Source organism: Enterococcus sp. AZ084, assembly GCF_051714905.1.
GTDB lineage: Bacteria > Bacillota > Bacilli > Lactobacillales > Enterococcaceae > Enterococcus_B > Enterococcus_B pernyi.
Window position 1 is genome coordinate 1 of record NZ_JBIOSS010000005.1, and the last position, 26,289, is coordinate 26,289.

The 26,289-nt window shown below is 34.0% G+C and carries 28 protein-coding genes; 24 read left to right on the plus strand and 4 right to left on the minus strand.

The genetic code is table 11. The annotated features are described in order from the left end of the window. The 15 genes from IGI79_RS14915 to IGI79_RS14985 form a co-directional block, all read left to right on the plus strand. Positions 1-1,118 (plus strand): FtsK/SpoIIIE domain-containing protein (locus tag IGI79_RS14915; RefSeq protein ID WP_438846139.1); only part of this gene is annotated, 1,118 nt, incomplete at its 5' end. Positions 1,119-1,122: 4 nt separating this feature from the next. After that, positions 1,123-1,701, plus strand: a complete 579-nt coding sequence (locus IGI79_RS14920) for a hypothetical protein (protein ID WP_438841268.1) — start codon at positions 1,123-1,125, stop codon at positions 1,699-1,701. A 376-nt stretch (positions 1,702-2,077) separates the two neighbouring features. Next, complete coding sequence (locus IGI79_RS14925; RefSeq protein WP_253181796.1) at positions 2,078-3,301, plus strand: XRE family transcriptional regulator; 1,224 nt, start codon at positions 2,078-2,080, stop codon at positions 3,299-3,301. A gap of 104 nt (positions 3,302-3,405) precedes the next feature. Further along, on the plus strand, positions 3,406-5,466 hold the full coding sequence (locus tag IGI79_RS14930; protein ID WP_438841269.1) for a hypothetical protein: 2,061 nt from the start codon (positions 3,406-3,408) through the stop codon (positions 5,464-5,466). Next, entirely contained in the window at positions 5,450-6,235 is a 786-nt protein-coding gene (locus IGI79_RS14935) for a class A sortase (RefSeq protein ID WP_438846140.1), read from the plus strand. The genes IGI79_RS14930 and IGI79_RS14935 overlap by 17 nt, the downstream gene beginning before the upstream one ends. After that, positions 6,232-6,630 carry a hypothetical protein gene (locus IGI79_RS14940; RefSeq protein WP_077152099.1) on the plus strand — a complete coding sequence of 133 codons (399 nt, stop codon included), beginning with the start codon at positions 6,232-6,234 and terminating at the stop codon, positions 6,628-6,630. Before IGI79_RS14935 ends, IGI79_RS14940 begins: the two co-directional genes overlap by 4 nt. Next, positions 6,617-6,850: a helix-turn-helix domain-containing protein gene (locus IGI79_RS14945; protein WP_023520789.1), complete on the plus strand. Its 234-nt coding sequence runs from the start codon at positions 6,617-6,619 to the stop codon at positions 6,848-6,850. The genes IGI79_RS14940 and IGI79_RS14945 overlap by 14 nt, the downstream gene beginning before the upstream one ends. An 87-nt stretch (positions 6,851-6,937) precedes the next feature. Then, a complete protein-coding gene (locus IGI79_RS14950) occupies positions 6,938-8,488 on the plus strand; it encodes a conjugal transfer protein (protein ID WP_438846141.1) in 1,551 nt (516 codons plus the stop codon). A gap of 1 nt (position 8,489) precedes the next feature. Then, the gene (locus IGI79_RS14955) at positions 8,490-8,765 is read left to right on the plus strand and encodes a TcpD family membrane protein (protein ID WP_438846142.1); all 276 of its coding nucleotides are present in this window, start codon (positions 8,490-8,492) and stop codon (positions 8,763-8,765) included. A gap of 3 nt (positions 8,766-8,768) precedes the next feature. Further along, a complete protein-coding gene (locus tag IGI79_RS14960) occupies positions 8,769-9,164 on the plus strand; it encodes a conjugal transfer protein (protein WP_108146224.1) in 396 nt (131 codons plus the stop codon). A 33-nt stretch (positions 9,165-9,197) separates the two neighbouring features. Further along, positions 9,198-11,702, plus strand: coding sequence for an ATP-binding protein (locus IGI79_RS14965; RefSeq protein ID WP_438846143.1), 2,505 nt, complete (start codon positions 9,198-9,200; stop codon positions 11,700-11,702). An 11-nt stretch (positions 11,703-11,713) separates the two neighbouring features. Next, entirely contained in the window at positions 11,714-13,720 is a 2,007-nt protein-coding gene (locus tag IGI79_RS14970; protein WP_438841275.1) for a CD3337/EF1877 family mobilome membrane protein, read from the plus strand. Then, positions 13,707-14,852: a glucosaminidase domain-containing protein gene (locus IGI79_RS14975; RefSeq protein WP_438841276.1), complete on the plus strand. Its 1,146-nt coding sequence runs from the start codon at positions 13,707-13,709 to the stop codon at positions 14,850-14,852. Before IGI79_RS14970 ends, IGI79_RS14975 begins: the two co-directional genes overlap by 14 nt. Before the next feature lie 21 nt (positions 14,853-14,873). Continuing rightward, complete coding sequence (locus IGI79_RS14980; protein WP_438841277.1) at positions 14,874-15,428, plus strand: EF0163 family protein; 555 nt, start codon at positions 14,874-14,876, stop codon at positions 15,426-15,428. An 81-nt stretch (positions 15,429-15,509) separates the two neighbouring features. Continuing rightward, positions 15,510-15,911: a hypothetical protein gene (locus IGI79_RS14985; protein ID WP_438841278.1), complete on the plus strand. Its 402-nt coding sequence runs from the start codon at positions 15,510-15,512 to the stop codon at positions 15,909-15,911. A 393-nt stretch (positions 15,912-16,304) separates the two neighbouring features. Here IGI79_RS14985 and IGI79_RS14990 read toward each other — a convergent pair whose 3' ends face one another. Further along, positions 16,305-17,021, minus strand: a complete 717-nt coding sequence (locus tag IGI79_RS14990; RefSeq protein WP_438846144.1) for a hypothetical protein — start codon at positions 17,019-17,021, stop codon at positions 16,305-16,307. 528 nt (positions 17,022-17,549) lie between these two features. Here IGI79_RS14990 and IGI79_RS14995 point away from each other — a divergent pair. Beyond that, entirely contained in the window at positions 17,550-18,554 is a 1,005-nt protein-coding gene (locus tag IGI79_RS14995; protein ID WP_438846145.1) for a glycine/betaine ABC transporter substrate-binding protein, read from the plus strand. Between the two features lie 284 nt (positions 18,555-18,838). Further along, positions 18,839-19,018, plus strand: coding sequence for a hypothetical protein (locus tag IGI79_RS15000; RefSeq protein WP_335884848.1), 180 nt, complete (start codon positions 18,839-18,841; stop codon positions 19,016-19,018). 196 nt (positions 19,019-19,214) lie between these two features. On the opposite strand, the gene IGI79_RS15005 is transcribed toward IGI79_RS15000, so the two are convergent. Next, complete coding sequence (locus tag IGI79_RS15005; RefSeq protein ID WP_066026602.1) at positions 19,215-19,589, minus strand: hypothetical protein; 375 nt, start codon at positions 19,587-19,589, stop codon at positions 19,215-19,217. Further along, a complete protein-coding gene (locus tag IGI79_RS15010) occupies positions 19,589-20,503 on the minus strand; it encodes a ParA family protein (protein WP_438846146.1) in 915 nt (304 codons plus the stop codon). Before IGI79_RS15010 ends, IGI79_RS15005 begins: the two co-directional genes overlap by 1 nt. A gap of 1,420 nt (positions 20,504-21,923) precedes the next feature. Between IGI79_RS15010 and IGI79_RS15015 the strand changes: the two genes are divergently transcribed. The 7 genes from IGI79_RS15015 (at position 21,924) to IGI79_RS15045 (ending at position 25,712) form a co-directional block, all read left to right on the plus strand. Continuing rightward, positions 21,924-22,253, plus strand: coding sequence for an AbrB/MazE/SpoVT family DNA-binding domain-containing protein (locus IGI79_RS15015; protein ID WP_438841262.1), 330 nt, complete (start codon positions 21,924-21,926; stop codon positions 22,251-22,253). Beyond that, positions 22,243-22,533 (plus strand): type II toxin-antitoxin system RelE/ParE family toxin, encoded by a 291-nt coding sequence (locus IGI79_RS15020; RefSeq protein ID WP_438841263.1) that lies wholly within the window; start codon positions 22,243-22,245, stop codon positions 22,531-22,533. Before IGI79_RS15015 ends, IGI79_RS15020 begins: the two co-directional genes overlap by 11 nt. A gap of 525 nt (positions 22,534-23,058) precedes the next feature. Next, on the plus strand, positions 23,059-23,142 hold the full coding sequence (locus IGI79_RS15025; protein ID WP_219336905.1) for a putative holin-like toxin: 84 nt from the start codon (positions 23,059-23,061) through the stop codon (positions 23,140-23,142). Between the two features lie 1,104 nt (positions 23,143-24,246). Beyond that, positions 24,247-24,675 carry a hypothetical protein gene (locus tag IGI79_RS15030; RefSeq protein WP_438841264.1) on the plus strand — a complete coding sequence of 143 codons (429 nt, stop codon included), beginning with the start codon at positions 24,247-24,249 and terminating at the stop codon, positions 24,673-24,675. Between the two features lie 39 nt (positions 24,676-24,714). Beyond that, entirely contained in the window at positions 24,715-25,035 is a 321-nt protein-coding gene (locus tag IGI79_RS15035; RefSeq protein ID WP_335884842.1) for a DUF961 family protein, read from the plus strand. 11 nt (positions 25,036-25,046) lie between these two features. After that, positions 25,047-25,448 carry a DUF961 family protein gene (locus IGI79_RS15040; RefSeq protein ID WP_217563622.1) on the plus strand — a complete coding sequence of 134 codons (402 nt, stop codon included), beginning with the start codon at positions 25,047-25,049 and terminating at the stop codon, positions 25,446-25,448. Between the two features lie 9 nt (positions 25,449-25,457). Continuing rightward, positions 25,458-25,712, plus strand: a complete 255-nt coding sequence (locus IGI79_RS15045) for a hypothetical protein (protein ID WP_438841265.1) — start codon at positions 25,458-25,460, stop codon at positions 25,710-25,712. Positions 25,713-25,717: 5 nt separating this feature from the next. On the opposite strand, the gene IGI79_RS15050 is transcribed toward IGI79_RS15045, so the two are convergent. After that, positions 25,718-25,891 (minus strand): hypothetical protein, encoded by a 174-nt coding sequence (locus tag IGI79_RS15050; RefSeq protein ID WP_438841266.1) that lies wholly within the window; start codon positions 25,889-25,891, stop codon positions 25,718-25,720. Positions 25,892-26,289: the final 398 nt, after the last annotated feature.

The window sequence follows — 26,289 nt, forward strand, 5'->3', positions numbered from 1 at the left end:
TGATTGTTAGTCGTAATTGGGTTGATCGAAAAACAAAAAAAGGGTCAGATGGGAAAACACAAGAAAAAATCAAATTTCCCAAGTTGTACTATCGGCATAAAAAGTTTACAACGTTAATTACAGTACCAACCGATGGGAAAAGGTATCATGAACAAATGTTGAAAATTGGTCCTGTATTAGAACAAATGTTTTTTGCAGATCTAATTGATTCAAGAAGCGAGCTTGGTTTTACGCAACATGAGCTTTTAATTGGGTTGGGAACGAATCGTATTTCAATTAATGATGTGAAAGTAACAAAGACGTCAGTTCAAATCATGAAAGACTTTACTTGGGATTTTGCCAAAATGCCACATATGCTTATTGGTGGTGGTACTGGTGGGGGAAAAACTTTTTTCTTGTTTACGCTCATTTTACATTTATCAAAGATAGGTACAGTGTATATTTGCGATCCTAAAAACGCAGACTTAGTAGCAATTGGCGAATTACCAGCGTTTAAAAATCATGCCTTTAGTGGCGTTGATAGAATTGTACGTTGCTTAAAAGACGCTGAAACAGAAATGATCAATCGTTTTGCGTATATGAAAACACACTCGAATTATAAATGGGGAGCAGATTATACGTACTACGATATGGCACCTTATTTTGTAGTTGCTGATGAATGGAGTGCGTTAATGGCAGAAGTAAATGATGATTTTAAAAAACGACAAGAAATTATGAAGCCTTTAACTCAAATCATTTTAAAAGGTCGTCAAGCAGGTGTCTTTATTATTCTAGCAACCCAACGCCCTGACACGGAAGATATTGATGGTAAATTAAGAGATCAATTTAATTTACGTCTTTCTCTTGGTAAGTTGGAAGGAAACGGCTATCGAATGATTTTTGGGAAAGCTGGAGAAAATAAGAATTTCTTCAATAATGAAGTACGTGGACGTGGCTATATTAGTGATGGAGGAATGCCAAGGGAAGCTTATTCCCCATTAGTTCCTAAAAGCTTTGATTTTAAAGAAGCTTTGTCTAAAATACCGAACATGATTGAAGAAGATTATTCACGATTAAGTTTATCAGAAGTTGAGAAAGGACAACTTGAAAAAGAATTAGAAATTGAAGGTGGTATATAGTAAAATGGAGAATAAAGAAAATTTAGTTTGGCATTTTGAAAGTAATCCGCATATGCTAATTACAGGAAGAACAGCTACAGGAAAAACTTATCTGTTGAAAAAAATGGCTGATTATTTATCACAAGTTGGCATTGTTTCAGCTTCTTTTGATAAAAATGAATTTGCGGAAAGCCTTTATTTAGCTCAAGAGGAGTTTGAGGAGCGTTATAAATATATTAGAGAATATAGTGAGGGAAATTCGGGCGCAACTTATTCTGATTTAGATATGAAGCCTTATTTTGTTATGATCGATGAACTAGATTCAGGTTTGCTATTCTTAAAAAACAAAGATTCATTAGCTTATGATTGTTTATTGAAAATAATAAAGGATATTGTGTTAAAAGGAAGAGTAGTAGGCGTTTTTCTTATTGCGGTACGTGAAGGAAGCCAGCCATTTTTAGAACCTATAGAAGATAATATGGTAACACGTATTTTCTTAGAAAATCCTAAAGGGTATGGAACAATTTTTTTTGATGAGAACAAAAATAAATTTCAAACAGATTTAATAACAGAAGATTTTTTTGTGCAGACCGTTAGTAAATAGGAATGAAGCGTAAAAGAATTTCCCCCATTTTTGCTGGGTTGAAAAGTTTTCCGAAGTTGTTGCTTACTGTGCGGAGCGAACAAGGTCTCCTTGTGAGAGGTGGGCGCTTTAGCGCCCACCGTTGAACGCAACGACGAATACGAGGTCTCCTCGTGTGAGGACTGAACAGTAAGCTTACAAATTCGTGAAAGGCGCTGGTTTTGCGCCATTTTCAAGCAAAAATACAGGGGAAAATGGGCTTGGCGAGCTTTGCTCGTCAAGCTGTGACCCCCGTACTCTAACAGGGGGGTAGTGGAGATGTAAAATTCAAGTTTCAGAGGTTCTAAAGACTGATATAACAGCTTTTTCATTGGTTGCACACTCTCGAAAAAAAATCGTGATTTTGACAACTAAATTAAGTGGGGGAGAAACGATTGATAATTTAGTATTAAATGACTTAGGAAGAAGCGTAAAAGCTTCAAGAATAAGATTTCGTATGACGCAAACGGAGTTTGCAAAGGAAATAGGTGTGAGTCGTCAGGTTATCAGTGAATTAGAGCGTGATATAGTGAGAGTTTCTGAGGAAACGTTAAATAAAATTTTTGACTATATTGCCATGCAAGATCGACATGATCCGTTAGAATGTATTATTGATTATCTGAGAGTCACATTTCCTGTAAATGATGTTGCTGGTATATTTAAAGATGTGTTAAAGATTGAGAAAGCTTATTTTGCCAAAGTGGATTCACATTTGTACGGTTATATAGGTGGTTATCAATTAGATTATATCCAAGTTCTCTATTCAAAGAAGAATGATGAACGTGGTGTATTAATTCAACTATCAGGACAAGGTTGTCGTCAATTTGAAGCCTTTCTTGAAGCGCAAGGTCGAACGTGGTTCGACTTTTTTTATTGCTGTTTTGAATATAATTGCCGAGTAACAAGACTTGATTTGGCAATCAATGATTATCAAGAATATTTAAGTATACCAACGCTCTTAAACAAGGTGTTTCGGCAAGAATTAATTTCACGATTTCGTAAATTTGATTTTAATGGCTCAGGAAGTATTTCCGAAAAGAAACAGGAAGGCACAAGTATTTATTTTGGATCGAAGAAAAGTGAGTTCTATATCACTTTTTATCAAAAAAATTACGAACAAGCTCGGAAATTAGGGATTCCTGTCGAAGAAGTGCCAATAAAAAATCGTTATGAACTACGATTTAAGAACGAACGTGCAATGTTGGTGATAAAAGAGTTCATGCGTTCTGGAGATTTAGCAAATATTGTCTTGGGTATCATAAAAGATTATTTATTGTTTACTGATCGAAGAGCAGGTGTTAGTAGAAAATACTGGAGCGTGAACCGAAAATGGCAAACTTTCTTAGGGGACGCTGAAAAAATGCGTTTAGCTGTTGAACCAAACGAACAGCTGTATGAACGATCAAAGAACTGGTTTAAACGGACAGCAGCTGCCACTGCTAAAATCATACAAGAAATTGATGAGATTAAAGGTACACAAGAATTTCAAGAAATTATCGATGAAATTGAATTAAGTGAGAAACAACAACATGTGATAGAAGTGCAAACAACACCTATCTTAGAAATGATTTGTTCCGCTTAACATGCAATTAACACGATCGATAAAAATAGTAACAAATTTAGAGGAGGCGAAAGAAATCGTGTCCTTTTTAGTTGTTTCAAATTTAATAGGAATGAGGACGTGACGTGAAGAACTTTAGTAAAAGTAATATGAAAAAGCATGTGGCAGTTGCCATGATGCTTGTAGGAACGGTTGCTGGTGTTGCAACGAGTAGTGTGAATACTTGGGCAACAGAAACAAGCAGTAGTGATTCAAGCAGTTTATCAGAAAGCGTGAAATTAAATTCAGAGCAGTTAGGACAAGTTACTAAGACGAATGGTTCAAACAAATTAATTGATGATCCTAATACGACTGTGGTTACAGATGATACAGTTATTTCTTCTGATTATAGTTTTTTTGTTCAGTTTATTAAGGGGAAGACAACGGTCGAAACCATTGGTGATTCTTGGAGTGAAAAAATGAAGACTCCAGAAGGTGAACAAAAGGATCGATCGGTTAGTATTCCAATAAAAGATGTTCAAAAAGGAAAGTCAGGGGTTATCTATCGCAATGTGAGTGCTTTTGGGGAAGAGGTGGACGCCAGATTTATTATCGAGGATTTTAAGGAAGGAAAGACGACTGATGGAAAGGTACCAACAGATGGTCAAATTGCTTTTAATACGAGAGATCAAGTAGGGGTTTATCAAAATAGGATTCAAGAAGCGACTTTCAGTATTGAGTTCTTGAAAGCTGGTACAAATGAACCTATTCATTTAGATGGTTTTTATACTTTTTCTGATATCGATTGGACACAATATATTACGTTGCATAGTGATATGTTAGATAAATCCACAGGTATTCTGGCAGATCCTACGTGCTGGTTAGTTTTAACAGAAAATGAGGACAAATCAAAGACATTTGCAGAAGTGAATAATCAAGGAAGTGATGATTATGACATTCATGCGATGTTTACAGTGCTATTTAGAGATTTATCAAAATTTACAGTTAGTTTTGGATCAGCCCATGCGACCGATAAATTACCAGTCAATAATGATTGGGAGTGGAGTTGGTTTGGGAATACAGCGGTTAAACCTGCAAGATCTGATGATCCTAATCCTGAAAAAACAGTAACGGATATTGATGAAAAAGAAGTGACACAAAATCAATTAGCGCAAATGAATGAAACATTCACTTATAGTATTACTCAAAACATTTCAGGGCAATTAGAACAATTTTATCACCGCTCGTTTGAAATGATTGATGAAATTATACCAGAACTAGAACGAATATCAGAGGTCAAAGTAGTAGATGAATCTGGCGAAGATCGTTCCAACTTTTTTAAAGATCAATCTGAAGGAAACAAAGTACATGTTGTAGCTACAGAAGAAGCCTTGAATACGCAAGATTTTTATGGTCATACGTATACATTTAGCTTTGATACGAACGTTAGTGAAGCAATGAATCTCGATAAATATTTTAATCAAGAAGAGAAGATGTATTATTTTCCAAATCAAGCAAAAACGGTAATCAATAATCAAGAAAAATTAACGAATCAAACGCAAACAAAAGTTGGCGAGACACCAGATGATAACCCAATTAAAAAAATTAAAGATTCCAATGGGAAAGAAGTAGATGTATCACAAGTGAAACAAGGCGAAGTTGTTGAATTTGTTATTTCTAATCCAACAGGTGTACCGTATTCTTCGATTGGAAAGCCAGTTTCTATTTATGATGATTTAGAAGATGTTTTCATGTTAGATGATAAATCAATCAAAATGGAAATCGCTGATCTAGGGGATCAGGTCGAATTTACAGATATTACTGATAAAGGGAACTTGCTTATTGATAAAGAGGCGGAAAAAGCTACATGGTCAATTGAAGATGGTTCTATTTTAGCAGGAAAGCAATATCGATTAACTATCTCTGGAACGGTAAAGACAGATGTTGACTTTTCAAGTTACGTTGATGATTCGGGAAATATTCGTGTATCGAATATCGCTTACCAAATAATTGGCGATGAAGAAAAAACAACGAATCAAGTGAATGTTATTGTGCCACAAGAAAAACCTGAAATTTTACCACCAACAGCTATTGATAATGGAAATAATCAATTATTAGTGGTAACTGTTTTAGTCTGTCTTGTGTCTGCCTTGTGTCTAATGGGTGTCTTTTTGGTGAAAGGTAAAAAGAATGAGAGAAACAACTAAAAAAAAACATTTATTTGGAGCAATTGGAATCGGTCTGATTGCTCTTTCTTATATGATTTTTTTTATCATTCATATCAGTATTGACCATTCAGAAGGAAAAGAAGGGGAAATTAAACCGAGTGATACAAGCGTTATAGAAGAAAGTCGAAGTAACGATTTATCAGAAAGTTCTACTCGTGAAGAAGAACTCACTGAATCGGGGACAAGCAATAAGAGCGAGACTGCGTCTAAGGAAAGTAGCAAACCACCGATAAAAGAATCAAAATTGACGAATACAAGTCAGCTTGATTCAGCAGGTAATGAAGATTTTTCTGAAATGGAGCGCCCAACACTTGAAGAAATCAACCATGCGCAAAGTAATCGTGAGCATATGTCTGATCAAGTAGTTGGTGAAATTGAAATCCCAACGATTCAATTGAAATTATCTATTTTAGAAGGGACAACGTATCAAAAAATGCTTTATGGAGCGACAACTTTATTAGCTAATCCGATAATGGGGCGTGGAAACTATGCACTGGCTTCTCACAACATGGGGGTTGAAGGAAGTATGTTTACGTCTATTTATCAATTAAAAGAGGGCGAAGATATCTATTTAAAAGATAAACAAGGAAAAACCTATCATTATCAAGTGATTTCAAATGAGGTTGTCGATTTCAGAAATACAGAGAAATTAAATTTAACTCGAAAACCGACGATTACCCTAATTACTTGTCAAACTGTTCAAACAACAGATAATCGAGTCATTGTTCAAGGAGAATTAGTCGAGTGAAACATTCGTTTAGCCCACCTTTAAATACTATTTTAAAAAATAAGTATGGCTTTTGTGCATTTGTTAGCAGTCCGACTTCAAAAGATCGAGAAGATTATTTAAAAGTGTGTGAGTGGACAAATCGCAATGATCTTCCCTTTACGCCAAGGGTGCCAGTACTTTATGAGCGAAAATTATCAAAGACAACTAGCTTGATGATTGAAGGTACAGTAATGTACAGCGAAACAGGACTTTCATTAGGTTATCGTTATGATTTTTACAAAGTTCGATATTTTGGTAAATCAGAACCAAATGAAATTAAAATTTATTGCCAAAATGTAAGCAGAAAAGAATTACTACAGCGTTTGACTAAATTCAGTTTTTTAGAAAAGGAGAAAGAACATGTTTCGTTTTAGTTATGAGGAAGACAAGTTAAAAGCAGAGCTTTTCTCAAAAAAGTTAAAAAAAATCAGAGAAGAACGTGAATTGGTCGTAGAACAAATTGCTTTGTTGGCTGGGGTATCAACGGCAAGCATTCGCAGTTATGAAGCAGGAACGACGTTACCAAATGTTAAACGTGTGTTAAAACTTGCAAATTTTTTTGATGTATCACTAGATTATTTTTTTACAGAATAAGAGCCAAACAGCAATAGATGTTATTTGAAATTGAAGAAAATCTATTGTGGGTCAAGATGAGCAAAACTTAAAGAAAGGGGTGTTGATGTGGCGTTACAAATAGTTTTATTTATTGTTTGTCTTGTTGTAGTTATTGGAGTGGCTGGGTATGTATTAGCTCATTTTTTACAGCAAAAAAAGACAAAAGCAACGGAACAGGAAAGAAGAGAGGAGGAAGAAACTCGACAGCCAGTGCATTTTAGAGAATTAGACACACCAACAAGCGTCAAAAAAGAAGAGTCGAAAATTTATCTTGTGAAAGGTGATCGGACAGATAGTTATAAAATTACCGTTCGGTTAAATGATGAAATTTATGAAAAAGAATATTATGCGTATGATTCAACTATTTCACGTGAACAAATTTTAAATGAATTTTATTACGTAAATGAACGAGAAATTGTACTGATTGATGAAGAAGGCGAGCATTATTACAATCAACAGGCAATTGAACGTATTGATTTTATTCATAGAAAGATTTTAACAAGTCAAATTGATCAGGAAGAGCAAGAAGAACAAGAAGTGCCAGAAAAACAGGAAGTACTGAAACAGGAACAGATTCGTGAGAATGAGGGTAAAGAAGAAACAGAAGAAAAACAGGAGATTGACAACGATTCGAATGTAGCAAATGAGGAACAGTTTTTTGCTGTTGCATTAGAGTCTAAGCCAAAAAAATTCTTTAAAAAAGATAAGACTAGGAAACAGTCTTTAAAACCAATGCAGGCTAAAACATTTAATCGTTTATTTTTAGCTAGTTTAGTTTTATTAGTTAGTATAAGTGTGCTTGGATTCACACGTACGTTAGGGTTAAGTTCTCGTGTCGATAAGGTACAGGCGAGTGTGACTCAACTTCCTAAAGAATTCGCTGGTTCAAATGAATCCAATTATTCGTCCATTTACCGAATGAATTTTTATATGCAAGAATTTTTTGAAACGTACATTCCTTTATCTACAAATAGTGTAGAAATGAGTACGAGAAATGAAGCATTAAAATCTTATTTTGCAGATAATGTCTCATTAAAATTAGAGAGTAGTACGGTCAATCGTGAATTTATTTCGTCAGAACTTATTGATGTGGATACGACCGATAAAATCATTCATGCGAAGTATCGAGTTGTTTCATTGACGGAACAAGCAGAAGAAAAAGTCAAAGATCAATCCGTATATGTCGTTCATTTAGTAGAAAACAACGGAAAATTTAGTTTAGTTTCTTTACCTTCCATTTCTAAAAATGAAAGTTTTAAAACAGGCTTTTCTGGTATTGAAGTAGAAGAAGAAGGAAATAAATTAACGGACGCTGATCATAAAAATGTAAATGATTTTTGCGAACTATTTCTAAAAAAATATGCTAGTGGAACAGAGGCAGAACTTGAATACATGATGAACGATGTGGAATCGATGGGCGAAGCATATACTTTAGAATCGATTGATACTTCTGAATACTATGATTCAGAAGGTTCGATTCATGGCTATGTTCGAGCGACCTTTAAAGAAAATGCCACAAGTGCATTACACCAAGAAGACTTCTCTTTTGAAATTTCAAAAGAAGGCGATCAATACAAAATTATAAAAATGAATCATTATTTAGGAGGACTAAATTAATATGTTATCAACCAGTTTTGCAAATTTATCAACGAGTTTTTATCTAGCAGCAGCCAAACCAACGCTAAGTAGCACACAAACATGGTTTACTGGAGAAATGAAAACAGCATTAGGGATTATTGTATTAGCTTTATGTTGTTACTTCATTTTTAAGCAAAAGATTGGCCTGATGGTATCGACCATTGTTGTAGGGGCGTTTATTTGGTTCTTAGCCAGTGATCCAGCGGTTATCTTCGATTCTATCGGTCATTTATTTAAACCAATTTTTGGTGGATAAGCCATGAAACGTAAGAATTTATACAACTATAAAAAAGCACTAAATGTTCCTTATATGGTACAAAAATTGACAAAAAAATTCTCATTAGAAAATCCGATAAAAGTAACAAAGATTGCGGTGTTTGCATTAACACTGCTTTCTCTTTTTACCATATTTAAACCGCTGATGATCATGTTAGGTGTGATACCTGGTCTTGATTTAGCTTGTTATGCATTGATCCCCATTAGTGTCACGATGATGTACGATAGCGTTGAGCCAGACGGTCTAAAAATTTATCATTATCTATGGGATTCTGTGAGCTATATTCTTCAATATAAGCTAATTCCTAAAAGAATTTATCAGGATAACAAGTATCGAGCAGAAGTAGACGAAAAAATACAATTTGAAAAAATGGGCTAGGAGAAATTCTCCTAGCTTTTTTGGAGGGATCTTGTGAAATTAGCAATACCATTAAAGCATGTATACGAGAATATGATGTATACAAAAGATAATGAAATTTGGGCATATTATCGTATTCAATCTGTCAGTATGCCAGTAACAGCAGATAGAAAGAAAGAAGAAGTAAAGGCAAAATTTCGACACTTGATAGGTGAGCTAAAGGAAAGTGGAAATGTCGATATTTTTATGGTACCAAAAGACATGACATTAGAAGAACGATTTGAAGAATTATCGGATTCGTTTTGTAAGGATTTACCAGAGGTAGCGAGATACTATGCAAAAAATACGATTAAACGTTTGGAACATGAAATGGGGTTGATTTATACCTATGATTGGATTATTGGGGTTCCGTTGAAATCCAATGAATTGATTGATTCATTTAAAGACGGAATGAAAAAAACGTATGAAAAATTCCGTACCAATGTGGTGACACAACTAGGGTATGACGTTGTTGTTGGCGAAAAAGAATTTCTAGCTTATCGAGAAGCTGAATTATTGATCAGACGGAAAATGAATTTGTTTCAAGGAAAACCATTAAGTGAAGAAGAAATGAAGTATTTGAACCGACTGAACTTTATTCGGAATATGCCCCATACATTAGAAGAAGAGTATGCCAACGATACATTGGAAAATATTACTGATTCTGAAATTGATCCAAGCAGTCGAGCAGGTGTATTGAAATTAAAAAGTATTGAAGGTGAGAGCGCGATTGCGTTGTTGCCTATTTCTGATACCCCTTTAGAAGTCTCTTATATGCACGTAGCGGAGATTGTACAGACCTTGCCATTTCCGGTGGAACTTCGGTTTAAATTGAATTTCACGCAAACTAAGGGGTCTTTAGGCATGGAAGGGAAGGCGAATCGATCTTCTTTACGTTTAAAGAATGTGGTTCGAGAGAGTCGAGCAGTAGGAAACGCAGAAGGTCGAGAAATTTCAGACAGTCGGAAAGTCGTTGGAAACTTGCAAGAGCAATTAAATGCTGAAAAAGAAATTGTCGATTGGTTAGGTGGAATTGTCGTATATGCCAAAGATGAGAAAGAATGTCGAAAACGTGTAGGGATGATTATTTCTTTATTCAAAGCACGCAAAATCAAGATTTCTCGTGCGCAATTCCAACAAGTTTATTTATTTTACAAGTTTATGATGGGTGAGAGTTTAAAAACAGCTGATAAAAAATGGGTTCAAACAACGACTGTTGCAGGTTTTTGTGAAAATTTATTAGCGATCAATCAACGTGTGGGTTATCATACTGGTTGGTATTTAGGTCGTGTTGATCCCCATTTAACACCTGCCAGTACATTGCAAAGTGCGATTCGAGGAAGTCGTAATATTATTTTATCTAACCCTTTTGTCGCAAATAAATATAATGAGGCAATGAAAACTGCTTCATTACACCAAGTAGTCACTGGTGAAACTGGGCAAGGAAAATCATTCTTGGTCAGTTTATTATTCATGTATATGGCAATGTTAGACGTTAAAGGGTTATTTATTGATCCTAAGACAGAAAAAAATAAACAAATTAAGGCTTTCCTAGCGAAAAAAGAAAATCAAAAGAAATATCCCTATCTTTATCGTCTCGTGCGATCTTTTCATTTAGTCGCACTTGATCCTGACAAAGAAGAAAACTGGGGTGTTCTTGATCCTATTGTGTTTTTAAAGGGTACTGACGCAAAAGATACTGCAGAAGCAATGATTTATCAAATTATCAATTTAGATGATAGTCGTTTAGCACAAACAGAAGTTTCACGTAATATCCGTTTAACCATTGAAGAACGAGCGCAAGGTAAGCGTGTAGGCATGATGAATGTGATTGAAAAGCTTCAACGGCATGAAGAAAAAGAAGTGAAACAAGTAGGGGATCTATTAGCTGAAAAAGTAGCTGGTAGTGTCTTGCGTTTAGGTTTTAGTAACGGAAACACGGAGGGGTTAAGCTTTACTAACCGAATTACGATTGTCGGAGTTTTAGGTTTATCTGTACCAAAAGAAACAGATGATCCACGATTTTATACGACGGCAGAAAAAAGTAGTTTAGCATTAATGGTGCCATTAGGTAAGTTTTGTGAACGATTTGGTGCCATGAATGAAGAGGAAGAAACGTTTGAAGTGTTTGAAGAAGCATGGCTATTTAATACGTCACCTGTTGGTCGAAAAGTCTTAAATGCGATGAAACGTGTTGGTCGATCACAAAATAATATGTTGATCTATTCTACACAGTCTGTTGCAGATGTGAATCAAGAAGACGATCATGGAAACTTTGGTACGATTTTTGCTTTCAATGAACCAAAAGAAGAAGATAAAATATTGGAACATGTCGGAGTGACTGTTTCAGAAAAAAATAAAGAGTGGTTATCTGGTATGAAGAAAGGACAGTGCTTAATGCTTGATCCTTATGGAAATGTGCAAAAAATCAGTGTGCATGCTCTTTTCCCAGAAATGCTTCAACTGTTCCAAACGGTCAAAGAAACCAGTGGCTCAAATGCCGAACAACGGTTTAGTTAAGGAGGAATGACATGGGAAATTATGCACTTAATTCATATCGTTCCTTACTGTACACAAAAGGTTCTTTTTGGTTTAGCGCCAGTGAAACGTTCTATCAAGCAATGAACGGTTTGATCAATTTTATTTTGACTGCGAATGCGTGGATTTATCGTGTATTTGATTTGGGGTTACAGATTTTTTTATCGAATGATGTGTTTGATCAAACAATCGGCTCGGTTTTTACAACCATAATTGCCATGTATAATTCATTGTTTAGTTCCGTTGGGATACTGATTTTTTTAGTGGCAATTTTTTCAATTTTTTGTGTATTTATGTTCAAAAATCCGAATGAAGCGCTAAAGAAAATGTTTTTACTTTTTTGTATTATTGGGATTAACTCAGTGATCTATAGTAATGGCGAACAGTATATGAAAGACATAAACCATTTAGCCGATGATCTTGAAACGCAACTTGTTAAAGCGGTCAAAGTACCGACATTTGGAGAAAATGGCGAGATTGCGAAAGATACGATAAATGTGGGGGAACAATCGTCCGTAGATCGTATTAGAGAAGCGTATTTTACGATGGCGATCGAACAGCCCTATTCTATGATCAATTTTGGAACCGTCCAAATCACAGAAGAACAGGAAAAATTCTTGTATAAAGAAAATGAAGTCACTGGAGATAAGAAAGAAAAAAAAATAAACAAAATTGACGAATTAGTAAAAGAAGCAAGTGAAGAAAATGTGTATCTGACACCTGATAGTATCTGGGATAAATTATTTATTTCCATGTATTCCTTAGTGAATAATATTTTTGTTGGCGGGGTCTTTTTATTGATTGCGGTCACGAAATTTCTACTAAAATTATTGATTTTTTGTATGTTATTCTTACTGCCGATTGTTTCCTTGTTAAGTATGATCCCACAATTTGGCAATTCCTTGTTCAATGCGTTAGGAAAGATTTTAGCGGTCTTTTTAGGTGGCGCCTTTATTTCTTTAGGTTTGTTTATCTTTTATTTTATGATGACATTGATTGACTATTCGATTATTCGTATGGCTGGAACCGTCGATATTGTCACGTGTATTTTGGCGCTAATTGTTAAAATTATTGTTATTACACTGCTTTATAAAAATTCTGGGAAAATCTTATCCTTTGTGACTGGTGGTCGTATCACTGGAAATGTGACGATCCCTGATTCAGGATTACACACAAGCGACCGAGAGAAGGGGTTAACGGAAGACAAACTAGCAGAAACAGAAGATCCAGAGACAGAAGGGGAAGGAAACAATGCGAATCATTTAACTGGGCGTCAATCAACTATGAATTCTGATGAGGTTGGACGGTCGTTAATTGAAGGATTTGAGGATTCCGATTCCAATTCCGATAAGGAGGATCACACGTCGAATGATCGGTTGACGGAGGAAGATCCAACTATGATGGAGTCAGACGAGGAAGAAAATTCAGAGACTTTTGAATACGAAGAAGAGCCGTCAGAACTAGAAGAACTCGAGGAAGATTCGCTTGATATACCAGAACAAGATTGGGCGGAAGAAGACGAATTTGAGGAAGATTATGAGGCGCTTGACCTTCCAGAAGAGTATGACGATTACGACGAAGCGTTCGATGAAGACGAGTTAAGCGAACTACCTGAAATAGCTGATGATTTTGAGCAAGAATCTGAAGTGGAACCTCTAGAAATAGAGCCAGAAGAGGGAGGATTTGAGGAGGAATCACTTGATGATCTAACGCCTTCTGAAATCAAAGAGCGTGAGGTAATCGAAGAAATAGAGGACAAAGAGCCTGTATCTATCGAGAATGTAGAACCTTCTACAGTCGGTTCCAACGAGTCACCGACTCCTTCTGAAAATCAAGTAACAGATTCGTCCGATTTAGAAAACCATCAGACAGATCAACCGATTATTTCTCCTGAACATTCAACCGATACTCATGAAGCCAGCGACGATCAGCTAACGATGGAAGAAGAAGTAATGATTCATATGGAAGATGTGAAAGAAGCAGAAGATGAAAGCAGTTAAACAGTATCGAAAATGGAAATGGCTAGGGATTGTCGCTGTCCCTTGTCTTTTTCTTTTTTTCTTTATCTTTTTCTTTGGTGGTGTTTTAGATGACGTCGGCTCAACTGGTGGGGAAGAGATTGGATTTACAGGCGAATATACCGAAGAATTACCTGAATTTCCAGAAATAACAGGCACAGGGAATATCCCTGATGAAGTGGCGCAGTTCGCTGTAGGAACAGCGGTCAAGTATCGCTTGTTACCTAGTGTCGTAATGAGTCAGTGGGCGTATGAAAGTGCATGGGGGACTTCTCAGCCCGCTAAAGAAGATAATAATTTTTTTGGTATTACATGGTTTGCTGGTTGTCCCTTTCCTAAGGGTTCCGCTCGAGGCGTGAATGGCTCAGAAGGGGGCTGGTACATGAAGTTTCCTTCTGTAAAAGCGAGTTTTAGTTATTATGGCTTTATGTTGGCTAGTCAATCCAATTTTAATGCCGTGGTGGGCAATAAAGATCCACGAGATTGTTTACTCATTTTGGGGCGTGGTGGCTATGCCGCAGCGGGAATTACTGAAAGTAGTCCTTATTTCACTAGCTGTATGTCCATTATTGAAGCCAATCATTTAACAAATTATGATGAATTTGCGATAAAAAAATGGCAAACTTTGGCTCCTAGTCTTCCGACAGGTCAGGCAACTGGATCACAAGGCTTAAAAGAGTTAGAAAACCTTTTAGGACAACGTGTTGGCAATGGACAGTGTTATGGACTTACAGCCCAATATTCAGGCGTTTTAAATGGTTGTGGCTTAGGTGCAGGGACTCGTTATACGTTAAGCCATGTTATTGGCAATACAGAGTCTGCTTCTGATATTGGCAGTGCCTATGACTGGTCAGCTGTCGGCTGGAAAGTCATTAAAAATCCTAGTTATGATCAATTAGTAGTGGGTGCGATTATTAACTGGTCAAGAGGTGGACAAGTAGGTTCATGGAGTGCCGATCCTACGTACGGTCATACAGGTATTATCCGAGGGTTACAAGGTGGGCGGATTCAAACCTACGAACAGAATACGGAGTTAGGGATGGTCTGTGCGAAGTTAGATCGAGAATTTTATCATTCTGGCGCGATCTCCTCGATTGTCATTCCACCTAAATAAGTCGAATGGAAAGGAAAGTTTATGAAGAAAATTGCGAGTTTTAGTTTTATTATCTTAGGATTAGTTGTTTTTTTAAGTGGTTGTAGTATTGAAAAATCGAATGAAACAAAATCGGATTCGAAAGACCTTTTTTATGACGCCAACCATAGTCCGCAAACAGAAATATCGACTAGCGAGGATACGTTAGACTCTTCTCCTACTACTAATACGAGCGTTGTAGCTGAAATTGATGGAGAGAGTGAGGGAGAAGAAATGTCAGAGAAAGAAGTCTTAAACGAATTTGCGAACGCCTATTATAATTTTCAGTCGATTAATGATCGAAATAAAGCATTGGCAAAGTATGGAACACCAGAAATGATTGAAGAAAACGGACTGGCTATTGAGGTTGAAGTCGCTTATCATTCGGTTGGTTTTGTCAAAGGAATTTATCAAAATTTGGACGACCCAGCACATTATTCTATTTTTTGTGAGTCCACAGTAAACAATGTTACGATTCAAAGTGTGTTAATTTGTCAAATCACGAGTGAGAATAAAATTGAGTCTTTCGAAGAACAGGTATTCAAAGAAAAATACTAAGAGCATGTGAATAATTTAATTAAGTGTGTTATTTTGGTTGAGGTTTGTTATAATTAAAAGAAAAAGATGAGGTCGGATATTGTGCGAAAATGGTTGTTAGTGTTGGTTTCTGGTATGGCTATAGTGTTATTAAGTGCTTGTGGAGGTTCTTTAAAAAAAGATGAGGGAACACAAGAAGTAATTGATAAAATTATTGAAAGGGAAACCCGAATTGATAATAGTGATATAGATGTAGAAGAGGAAAGATATAGCTATACGGAGGATGATTTTAGTTTTCTAATTTATTATGATACGGATACTAAATTATATCTGGTTGATAGTTGGGTTCCATTCGAAGGTGAACCCAATGACCTTAACAGAAAATATCAAGTTAATTTATTTAAAGATGAATTAGACAAGTATCAGATTGATTCTCAATTTGATCATGACAAACAATCAGGGAATTATAAAGTAGTTTATAAATCAGGGCAATTCGCAGATTAAAGAAGAACCTTTAACAGCTTTTTGATAGTTGTTAAAGGTTCTTTTTTACGTTGACAATAGATTTAATAGAATAGATAATGCGATATTCAAGTATTCAAGTATTCAAGTATTTAAAGTGTTTAAAGTGATTAAAGTGATAAAAGATAAATAGGGGCAAAAATTATTTAAAGTTTTTTTGGGAAACAAAGTTTAATGTTCGGTATTAGATTTAAATAGTTCGTCTGCAGTCGAAAAAAATGAGGGACGTTTGATTATAAAGCCGAATGAAAATGAATGTCTGGACTCGTTAAAGTTCGTTATATAAAAAAGCACTGGTCAACATGATTGTTAGTCAGTGCTTTTTATTGTATTATTAAATATAGAATAGGTTTTATTTAAAGAAATCTTTTGTTCCTAACAAAAGGTTTCTTTTTTTGTGCTTTTTAATAAGTTGTTTATAAAATCTTTGTCGCTTTCGTCATACGCAGGATAGCGAGGGGAAATGATAAAATTACCGTTTTCGTCAATTTCTAAGGCTACTTTTTTAAGTCCTTTGACAAAGTAATAGATAGGCTTTTTCTTCCATTGGACAACTGCGCCATTGTCTATTAATTCTTTTGTTTGTTCGCTTAAAACCTGATTTTTTTCTCTTTCTTCCATTTGCTCCAGATATGCAATTTTCTTTTTTAGTTTTGTAATATCAGCACCTAGCGTTTTCATTTTTATTTTAGGTTTTGTTTTATTGTAGGCTTTTGCTTCTTCGTTTTTTTCTTCCATTTCTTTTAGCTGGTTTTTAAAATATTCAAGATTATTTACGCTTGTTTTAACGCCAACCGTTGCATAGCCAGTTTTTCCAACGACATGAATATCTTTTATTAATTCATTGCTTTCTTTGAATTTTTCAACTTTTTCGAGCATTTCAATACGTTTTTCTTGTTTCTCTTCTTCTTGTAGTAGATTTCTTGATTTTTCGTATTTTCTTTTGACTGTTTTATAAATATCTGGGCGCCCTATTATATTTGGTTGTCCGAATGGAATTAAATCGTTCTCTTTTCTAATTGCTTGCTGAGTTTCTGCTTGTTCTGTACGGATACGGTTTAATTTATTATATGCTTGATCTAGTCTATTCATTGTTTTCTCTCTTTTCTTTTTAGTTTTTACAACAACCATTTTTGTCTGGTGTGAGGGAGGGAAGCTGTTCGCTTCTTTTGCTCATACTATGACTTGTTTCATTCTTCTCCTTTCGTTTTTAGATTTGATTGTTCATTTTCGCCAGTATGTTTCGATCGGTTGCTGTGCAGAGAAAGGATCATGGGCAGTCGAAAATACAAGGGCAAGCTTGCTTGTTTATATACCCTTTTATTTTCGACTGCCTGTGATACTGTAACAAATAGCTATTGATCGTTACATACGGAAAGGGACGGTCATAAAAGCGATCAAGAGGAAACAAGGAGTGGAAAGTATGAGTAAAAGAAGTGAAATTTAATTGATTTTAAAAAGATTAGTCGATTTGTGTCTAATCCTTTACAGTAAATAAAAGAGACTACACTCAAATTTAATCTAATATAGAAGCTATAATATAAATAATGCAGGATACACATGGTTTTGTTTTTTATTTGATGTATAATTGTAAAGAATAAGCGAATGGAGGTAATTGGTTTGGCTGAAGATACCTTATATTATACGTATCTTGATGAATGTAAAAGAAATTATTTAACAGAACTTATGAAAAAAGAAAATGCTAATTTCGATATGCAAGAATATTCTATTACTAGTCTAACGTTTGAAAAAGATTATTATCAAAATGATTTTGAAAAAAAATGGTCAGAATTTAGGAAAAAGTATAACATGGATGGTAAAAAAGCCATGCATTTTGTTGAATATAAGAAATTAATTAATCCTGAAGAGAGAAATCTTGGAAATATTGGGTATTCAAATTTTCTAGATGATGGAGAATTCTCAGTTGAAAAATTGAAAGATTTTTTTAGAGAGCTTAAAGCTATGTTAGATGAAGCAAATTTTTTTATTGTTCATACAGATTTTATTTGGGAAAAGCAACGTTACTTAATAAAACGAAACAAAATAAAAAATTTTGAATTCAAAAAACCAAGTAGAAACGTTGCGCCTAGACTATTAAATGCAGTACCTTATGTTACTATGAGAAAACATTTAGATTCGTTGATGTTATCTTTACTGAAGCAAGAATATAAAGGGAAGCAGATTCCTGAGGGGTTATATTTAGATGAAGAATTACCGAAAAAAATATATACTAAATTAAGATTTGATGCTGACGGAAAAGAGTTCGACGCTCGTACGGATTTAAAAAGAGCATATAATCATACGATTACTGTTGGTAGTGATAATGTCAGAGAAAAACATGCAGTAGAAATATTAGATGAAATAAGATTTATTAGAAAAGAAGAAGTAGGCCATGATTTAATACCTAATCATTGTGGTTTGGAACTAGTTGACATGTTGTGTTCTATGATATCTGGAGAAACACGATTTGAGGAATATAAAAAAATGGGGTTAGTTTCTGATGAAAGTAATTTGAAATCTGGTTATTTTATCAATTTGAAATTTCCAGATGAAGAAATTATAGATTTTAAGTCCATTTTAGATAAAAAATTACGTTATAAGACAATTAATTATTTGAATTATTGAAAAAAAGCAAAAAAAAACTCGCCAGATATCATCCGCGAGGCTCGATACAGCGAAATATCATTCCTGTATCTAAAATTATTATAGCAAACTAAAAATAAAAATCAACCTTTAAATAAAAAAAACTCGCCAGAGTACATCCGCGAGGCTCGATATAGCGAAATATCATTCCTATATCTAAAAAAATAATATCATAATTTCTTAGATATTTCAAAAAAATTGTATCTTCTTTTTTTATTTTGCCAATACTTTGTTGAGATCTAAGAGTTAGATAAATGGAGTCAGCTATGAATATAATTCAGAAGTACGAATGCAGATATATTACCTTTGAGGAATTACTTGATGATATTTGGGGTTACGGACAGCAATTGATTAACGAGGTTGGTATTGATTGCTTTAGTTTCTACGTAGCTTCGGCTTCTGGTTATCATACCTATTCGTATTATATTAATAAGCATAGTATTTAATTATTCCGAAAAGAGAATAAGCTAATACCTTTTTTAAGGTGATTAATCCTTGCTACAATGCTATTTGAAGACATTTACACATTTACATTTGTGTTTTTGTGTAAATGTTTTTTGAAGAAAAAAAGATAAATATGATAATTTATCTTTTATCATATTTATCTTTTTATAAATTATATTTTATAATTTATAATGCCTTTTATTTTCTTTTCTTCATTTGCTTTTTGATAATACGTTCACGTTCTTGTTCTTTCTTTCTTTCAAGTGATCGTGTGTAAGAAACTTGTTGTTCATGAGTAAATCTAGCTGTTTTTTCATGGATAAGTTCTTCTAATAATTCATAAGTATAATCATTTTCGGTAGTTGTATCTAATAGAGCCATAAATTCACACCAAACAGAAGCAGGAATCCCTAGAGATTTTGAATTTATTTTTAGTACGTCTTCTTCTTCTTGAACATGTTCTAAAAGTTCTTCGTTATCTGCATTAAAAGAAGATTTTGGTGTAGGAATTTTTTTATATGATGTATCGGGTTTATCTTTGTTTGAGAAAAATCCCATTTTTGTATTTGTCATTATTTGTTTTCTCCTTCAAATATTTTAATTCGATTGATAAAATCTTGTGCCAAGGGGACGAAAACTTCGTCATAAGCTAATTTATCCCAATATGTGTCTATATTTAGACCAGTTCTTGGTGTAGATTGAACTCGTTTTACAAAAGGTAAAATATTATCAAATAGGTTTTGTTCACCAAATTTTTCTATGGCGTCTGCTACTACAGTATTATCTATACTTCCTTTGCTTAGTTGGTTAGGCAAGATACCAACGATTTCTGTTTTTAAACCAAATTTTTCAACGAGTGGACCAACTTCTTCATTTAGATAATCTTCTACTCCGTCGAGACTATCCGATTGAGTTTGAAATGCCATAATTATATAGTCAGAAGCAAATGCAGCATTTTTTGTAAAGTCAGACATTGTTGGTGGGGTATCAATAAGAACAAAATCATAGTCTTTTTTTATTGGATCAATTAGATTTTTTAATACAGAAATTCTATTTTTTTCAATTTCCATGTAATTATCGTCGATTCCTTCTATTGCGTCGCCGTATAATTTATTTAAATATTTAGGGAAATTTTTGAAATCGACATGAGATGGAATACAAAATAAATTGTCAATAATTGGTATAACTAGTTGTGATAAGTCTTTTTCAACAATACCAGCAAGCATAGTTTTTTCTATTATAAATATCTCGTCGTCTTTAGAATGATAATTTTTTGTTAGTAACATAGTTTTAGATGTATTGGCTTGAGGGTCGGCGTCTACTACCAATACACGAAATCCCATATTAGCTAACACATAACTCAAGTATCTTATAATAGTAGTTTTCCCAACTCCCCCTTTAGAATTTGCTACAGTAACGGTTAGGGGTCTGTTTACTACATTTCGGTAGTTATAGACTATTTGTAAATTTTCTTTAGTTAATTCCATTAATGAACCCTCCCAAATATAAATTGCAATTTATAAATTATAAAATATATTTTATAAATATTTCTAATATTCATTTTAACACAAGGGTTTTTAAAGTCAAATATAATTTATAAAATATAATTTATAAATTATATTTTATAAATGAGTCTCGTTTTTTTCTTTACAAAATTATAGAAATAAGGTAACTTTTTTAGTGTAAGTTAAATTACTTATATAAAAAATTACTTTTGAATTTAATTGAATAAAAAAAACTGCCCACGAATTGGCGTTCGTGACCAGCAAAAGAGTTTTAAACTCAATATCCATTTTGTTGTATTATAGCATATTTTTTGCTGTAATGGTAGTTTTTAAGACAAGAGAGGACAAACTCTTGCTAGTTTTTACTAGGAATAAAGGGACAGGTCATATGCCAGCCGATTCTATAAAATGGCGTTGCGGACATAAGCAAAGGTTACTCTCATGACTTTGTGTCCTAAGGGTGGTGGCGACCGTTAACGGCTAGGGTGGCAAACAGGATTCCGAAAGAATCGGTAATTGTCATTCAATGCTACGATTGGGCTGTTTGATCGTAGGGAATGACAATGTGTGAAAACACCAACTCATGAGAGATGTTACTAGTGGCTCCAAGGCGTCGGCATGACGTTAGACTTTTAGCAGGTTGTACTCTGATCGATGTTTCATATTTTTTTTGAAATGTCCTTCTTAGGGTACAACTATGCCCAACACCAAAACGCACAACAATCAGTTAGAATTACCGAGTGAAGGATTGCAACGATTATTCTAACTTTTTTACATTATTTAGTGAATAAAGAACTCTTAATAACCTTGAATAGAAGTTTGATAGCAAGAAATGAAGGGCAAGTATAAAAACTTGCTCGCTTTTCGGAACAAATGGTTTTGAGAGAAAGATTTTAAGAAATTATATAATATGCGCCTTAGCGCTGGTTGCCTTAGCAACCCTTTGGGTAGCACAATTTAGGGGATTCAAGGAACAACAGTCGGGTTTTAGCCCGCTAGAAGTACTTGCAAGTTTGGTATTCTTTGGTTTATGGTAGTTTAATGGGGTATAGGAAGAGCATTCTAAGCTCATTTCAAAACTTAACGTGGGGGATTGTCTGTGAAAAGATGTTAAAAAGTTGGTTAAATATAACAAAGTGGTTATTTATTAATCAAAGAATTTCACAAACTTTTGGTAAGTAAAAATCAATGGAACTATGTGACTTTTAACTAGACCAATTTCATTTCACAAAGTCAGGGGAAAAAAGGCTTGGTAGAGCTGATACTTGGTATATTAAGGATTATGTAAACTAACTAAATAAATAACATTTCTACATGTTTAGTAATTACTTGTAATTACACGCTTTTTTTGCTACAATGTACTTACCAAGTAATTACTACATATTGGAAATGAGGAGTATATATGATTACAAAAACAAGAAAACAAGGTAATTCAATTATGTTGACAGTTCCTAAAGACTTTAATGTTCCGAATGGAGTAGAAGTTGAGGCAAAACTTGTAGATAATGGCATTCTTTATGAATTTGTTGAACCACAAAAGGAATTTTTTGATTTTAGTGAAGATATTTTGTCTGATATAATTGCTGAAGGCTACGATAAAGATAAAATTCTTGTAGAGTTTAAGAATAGAAAAAATAAATTGGTTTCTTCTTTTAGTAATATTTCTAAAGATACACTTGCTAATTCTAAGGCTATGACTAAAGAGGAGTTGGCAAAAGAAATTGGCTTATGAGATCGTTCCTTCAAAACATGTCATTAAGTATCTAAAAAAGATAAAAGAAAAACCTTTAAAAGAGAAATTTTTAAATATGATTTATGACGAGATTGCAATTGATCCATATGCAGGAAGTCAAAAGACTGGGGATTTATCAGGTATTTGGTCTAGGGGATTTAACTACGCAGGAACTACTTATAGAATTGCTTATGAAATTGAAGAAAATATGGTTATTCCTGTATTGTTATGTGGAACCCATGAAAATTTTTATGAGCAGTTAAAGAATATAGGTGGATAAGAAGTATCTGTCTTCGTAGAATGGAGTAGCATTTTTTGTCTATTGCTAAATCATAAATGTTTTCAGGAAAACAACACAGCAGAAAATAAAGTGCTATAATAGTTTTGGATATTACAAATCAAAGGAGAGGCCGTTCGTCAAAAGAATGGTTTCTTTTTTTTGTCTTTTAATACAACTAGAATGCTTAATATTTTTGTACGTCACAATTAAAAAAGACAAAAAAATAACCATCTAAACACTTTGACAGGGCGTTAGATGGTTGAAAGAAAAACTATTTATTACTGTCACCGTTTTTTTAACGGTTCTACATTGGGGCTATGTTGACGCATAGCTCTTTTTTGTTAATTTAATTATAGCAAATTAGTATCTAATCCGCAAATTTGTCCCCTGTGAAAAATAGCAAGGTTCATGTCGTTTGAATATGGTATAATTGCGAGGTAGAAAAGTGAAAAGATGGTGGCTAGTCTCTTGAAAAAGGGGTGATGCCTATGGTTCATAGCTTTATCCCTAGATGGGAGTAAGCAAGTGTCAACTTTTGAAGCAATTCAACTGATGATCGCTTTTGCGACGTTAGTTTTGCTGATTATTGACCATAAGGACAAAAAATAACCATCTAAACACTTTGACAGGTCGTTAGATGGTTTGAAAAAACAATTAATATCTGTCACCGTCTTTTTAACGGTTCTACATGGGAGCTATGTTCGCGCATAGCTCCTTTTTGTTAATTCAATTATAGCAAATTATTATCAAATTCGCAAATATAGAATAGGCGAACTACAGTACTAAACGTTCGGATAAATAAAAAATGATGATAAAAACCACGAATTTCTAATTCAAATTTAATATAAAATAACGATTATGAGTTCAAACTCAACGGTTATGATTTTTTGGAGATAAAAAAAGAACAAGCGTTTGTTTATTTAGTTTTGTTATGTTAAACTTTTTACTTGTAAGATTTGATTGATTAAATTTTACATATATGCTTATTCCGATATTTTACTTGACAATTATTTTAATTAAGGGTAAAGTCGTAAGCGAGTTGATTGTGATACTTAGCACAGTCAGTTATGTGTACGTAGATACAAAAAAAATGAAGGAAGGCTTAAAGGCTCAGGGCTGGTAACCCTTCGACGCCAGAAAGCCACAAGACCTAGTATAAGTAGGCTCCTTCACTGTTATGGCTTGCGCCACAACGGTAATATGATAACACAGTCTTGCTAATAGTTCTACGATTTATAATTATTATATTTATTTTTTATATATAATTTTTAGAAAACGTAGGGATTCTATTGTCTGTTTAATCATGTTATTTATCGGCGCAATCAACGTTTTAACAGTGAAAAAAGGAGTCAGTTGCTACTACGGCGACTGACTCCTTTTTTCGTTTTTTTTTACGGTTATCACAATCAACTCATTTCTTAACGAGTGATCCTTGATAACTGAATAGTGAACAAGAAAAAATCCAATAATAGCTTCTTTCTTGTTCCATATACACATTAACAAATGTGCATAGCATAGCCTAGGAAACTATACTATAGCACGATTTGGTTCATTTGTGTAGTTGGTTGAGGAACCATTTATAAAATCCTTAAGACGCTTGCTAAAGCGAGCGCTGATGATACTAGATGGAACTTGTGATTTCGTGAGAATAAGCAAGGGTATTTGACTGACAAAGTGTCTGTATTTCAGGTGTGCGGTTGGAGCAGAAATGCCATGATGATTCCTGAAAAAAAGCTAGCACAAGAAAAAAGCCAAAATATAAGTGAGGCAGGCGTAGTGTATAATACAGATTACTTTAATCAATTATTTACAGAAAAAGTCCGCAATTATTTTTCGGATTTTAGCCGTTTTTTTGATCAGCGTAAAGATCAACTAGCAGAAAAAGAAAGATCAAATCATTTAAGTAAATTGGAACAAGAGTATAACGAAGCAGTGATTCGTTTAAAACAAATTTCAGAGAAATTTCACTTAAAATGTTTACAAGAATATGAAGAACAGCAGTTTACTAATCAAAGGGATTCTATCTCTTATTGCCATAAACTGTTAGACGGAAAGATCGATAATTTTTTGGAATTTTATTTTGAAGAAGCAAAAAAAGAGTTACAGGAAAAACTAGTACGTTGTCAGACAATGTTTACTTAACAAGTACAGTAAAACAAGAAACAGAAAGTAGGACGATACATGGAATTTTTAAAGATAAAACCACAAGAGACATTTGGAACATTATCTTTTATTGGAAAACCAATTAAAGGTGCAGAATATACACAAGGTTCAGGACAGGCTCGTAAGCATGTCGGTAATTATTGTCGTTTATTAAGCTCGAAGCAGTCAGAAGCAGTTGAAGTTATTTTTCCAACTCGTGTGAATTTAAGTGATTTTGCTTACGGTGATGTGGTGTCAATTGAAGATGTAAGAGTTGAGCCTATCAGTGAGAGTACAGGTAGCGGAGCGATTACAGGTTGGCGTATATTTGCTCAAAGTATTAAAAAAGGAACTGTGTAGGGGGAAAATAAATGGCTAAAAGAAATGAATTGAATGCAGGCATGGAAATTGATGCTGATGAAACGTTTGGAGATATGACTTTTTTACGTATGAAGTCACCAAAAACAGAAGTAGATGAAGATACAGGTGAGCGTATTCCAGTAGCGTTACGCTATGTTGTAATTGCTAGGAAACAATTATCTGAAGAAATTATTACTGTACCAGTTGAAACACCATTACGTGAATTGGTTGCTGGTGATAAAGTAAAACTAGTCAATCCGACGACTAATTTACTGGGTTTTGGAAATGGAAATTTTGCAAGTAGCTACATTCAAGTCTTTGCGGAAGATATCAAAAAATTGAATGAACCAACAACTGAACCAGTTGGAACGACGAATACTCCAAAAGATCCAAAAAAGAATCAAACTAATTAGGAGGAACAGATGACCTTAGAAGAATTAGTGAAAAAATCACCGAGCTATTCTTTTCCTATTAATTTTGCTAGAGGTAATATCCTATTTGATTCAGAACAAGGAAAATATTTGGCTAAATCAAAAGGAACAGAACCAGATTATTATTTAACGAGTGACAAGCAGTTAGCTTATCGTTTTTCAGATAATGAAATAAGCCTAGCGTGGCATACAGCGTATAAGTGTGCATGGTTAGGGCTAGGCAAATTTTATGTGCATGGTGAATAATTGGACTATTCTTTGATAATTCTGTACTTCGATTTATTTTCGCTGAACATTCCTGTTGTTCTTTCAGCAACGTATTTTTCTGCTTCTTTCAGGTTTAAATTTTTTATGACGGTTGTCCAATTAGAAATAATGAATCCTGTGTTATGTTCTACACGGTAGGTTGAAAAAAATAGTCCCATATGTTCACCTCCTTATAGGATAAATTATATCATGTGTCAAAAATTAATTAGATCGAAAAAATAAATTTAGAAAGGAGGAATCACTATTTCTAAATTTATTCGGTATCGTGGGATTAAAATAAGAAAAATTCATACAAACATTTATCGCTTTTATTTGTTTTTGATGGCTTTACCTTTTTTAGTTGGGGTAGGCTTTTTTTGTTACTTTCAAATCTATCCTATTGTAAAACCGATGATCGTAAATAGTAGATTTGAGTATCAAGTATTGATACTTCCAATAGCGCAATTAGTCGGTTTGATTACGTTGATTTTTGTTGTTCTAGCAGGTGTAAGAAGAACTTCAAAAGTACGAGGGAAATTTTTTGTACGAGTTTTACACCGACAAATGTTAGCGCAAA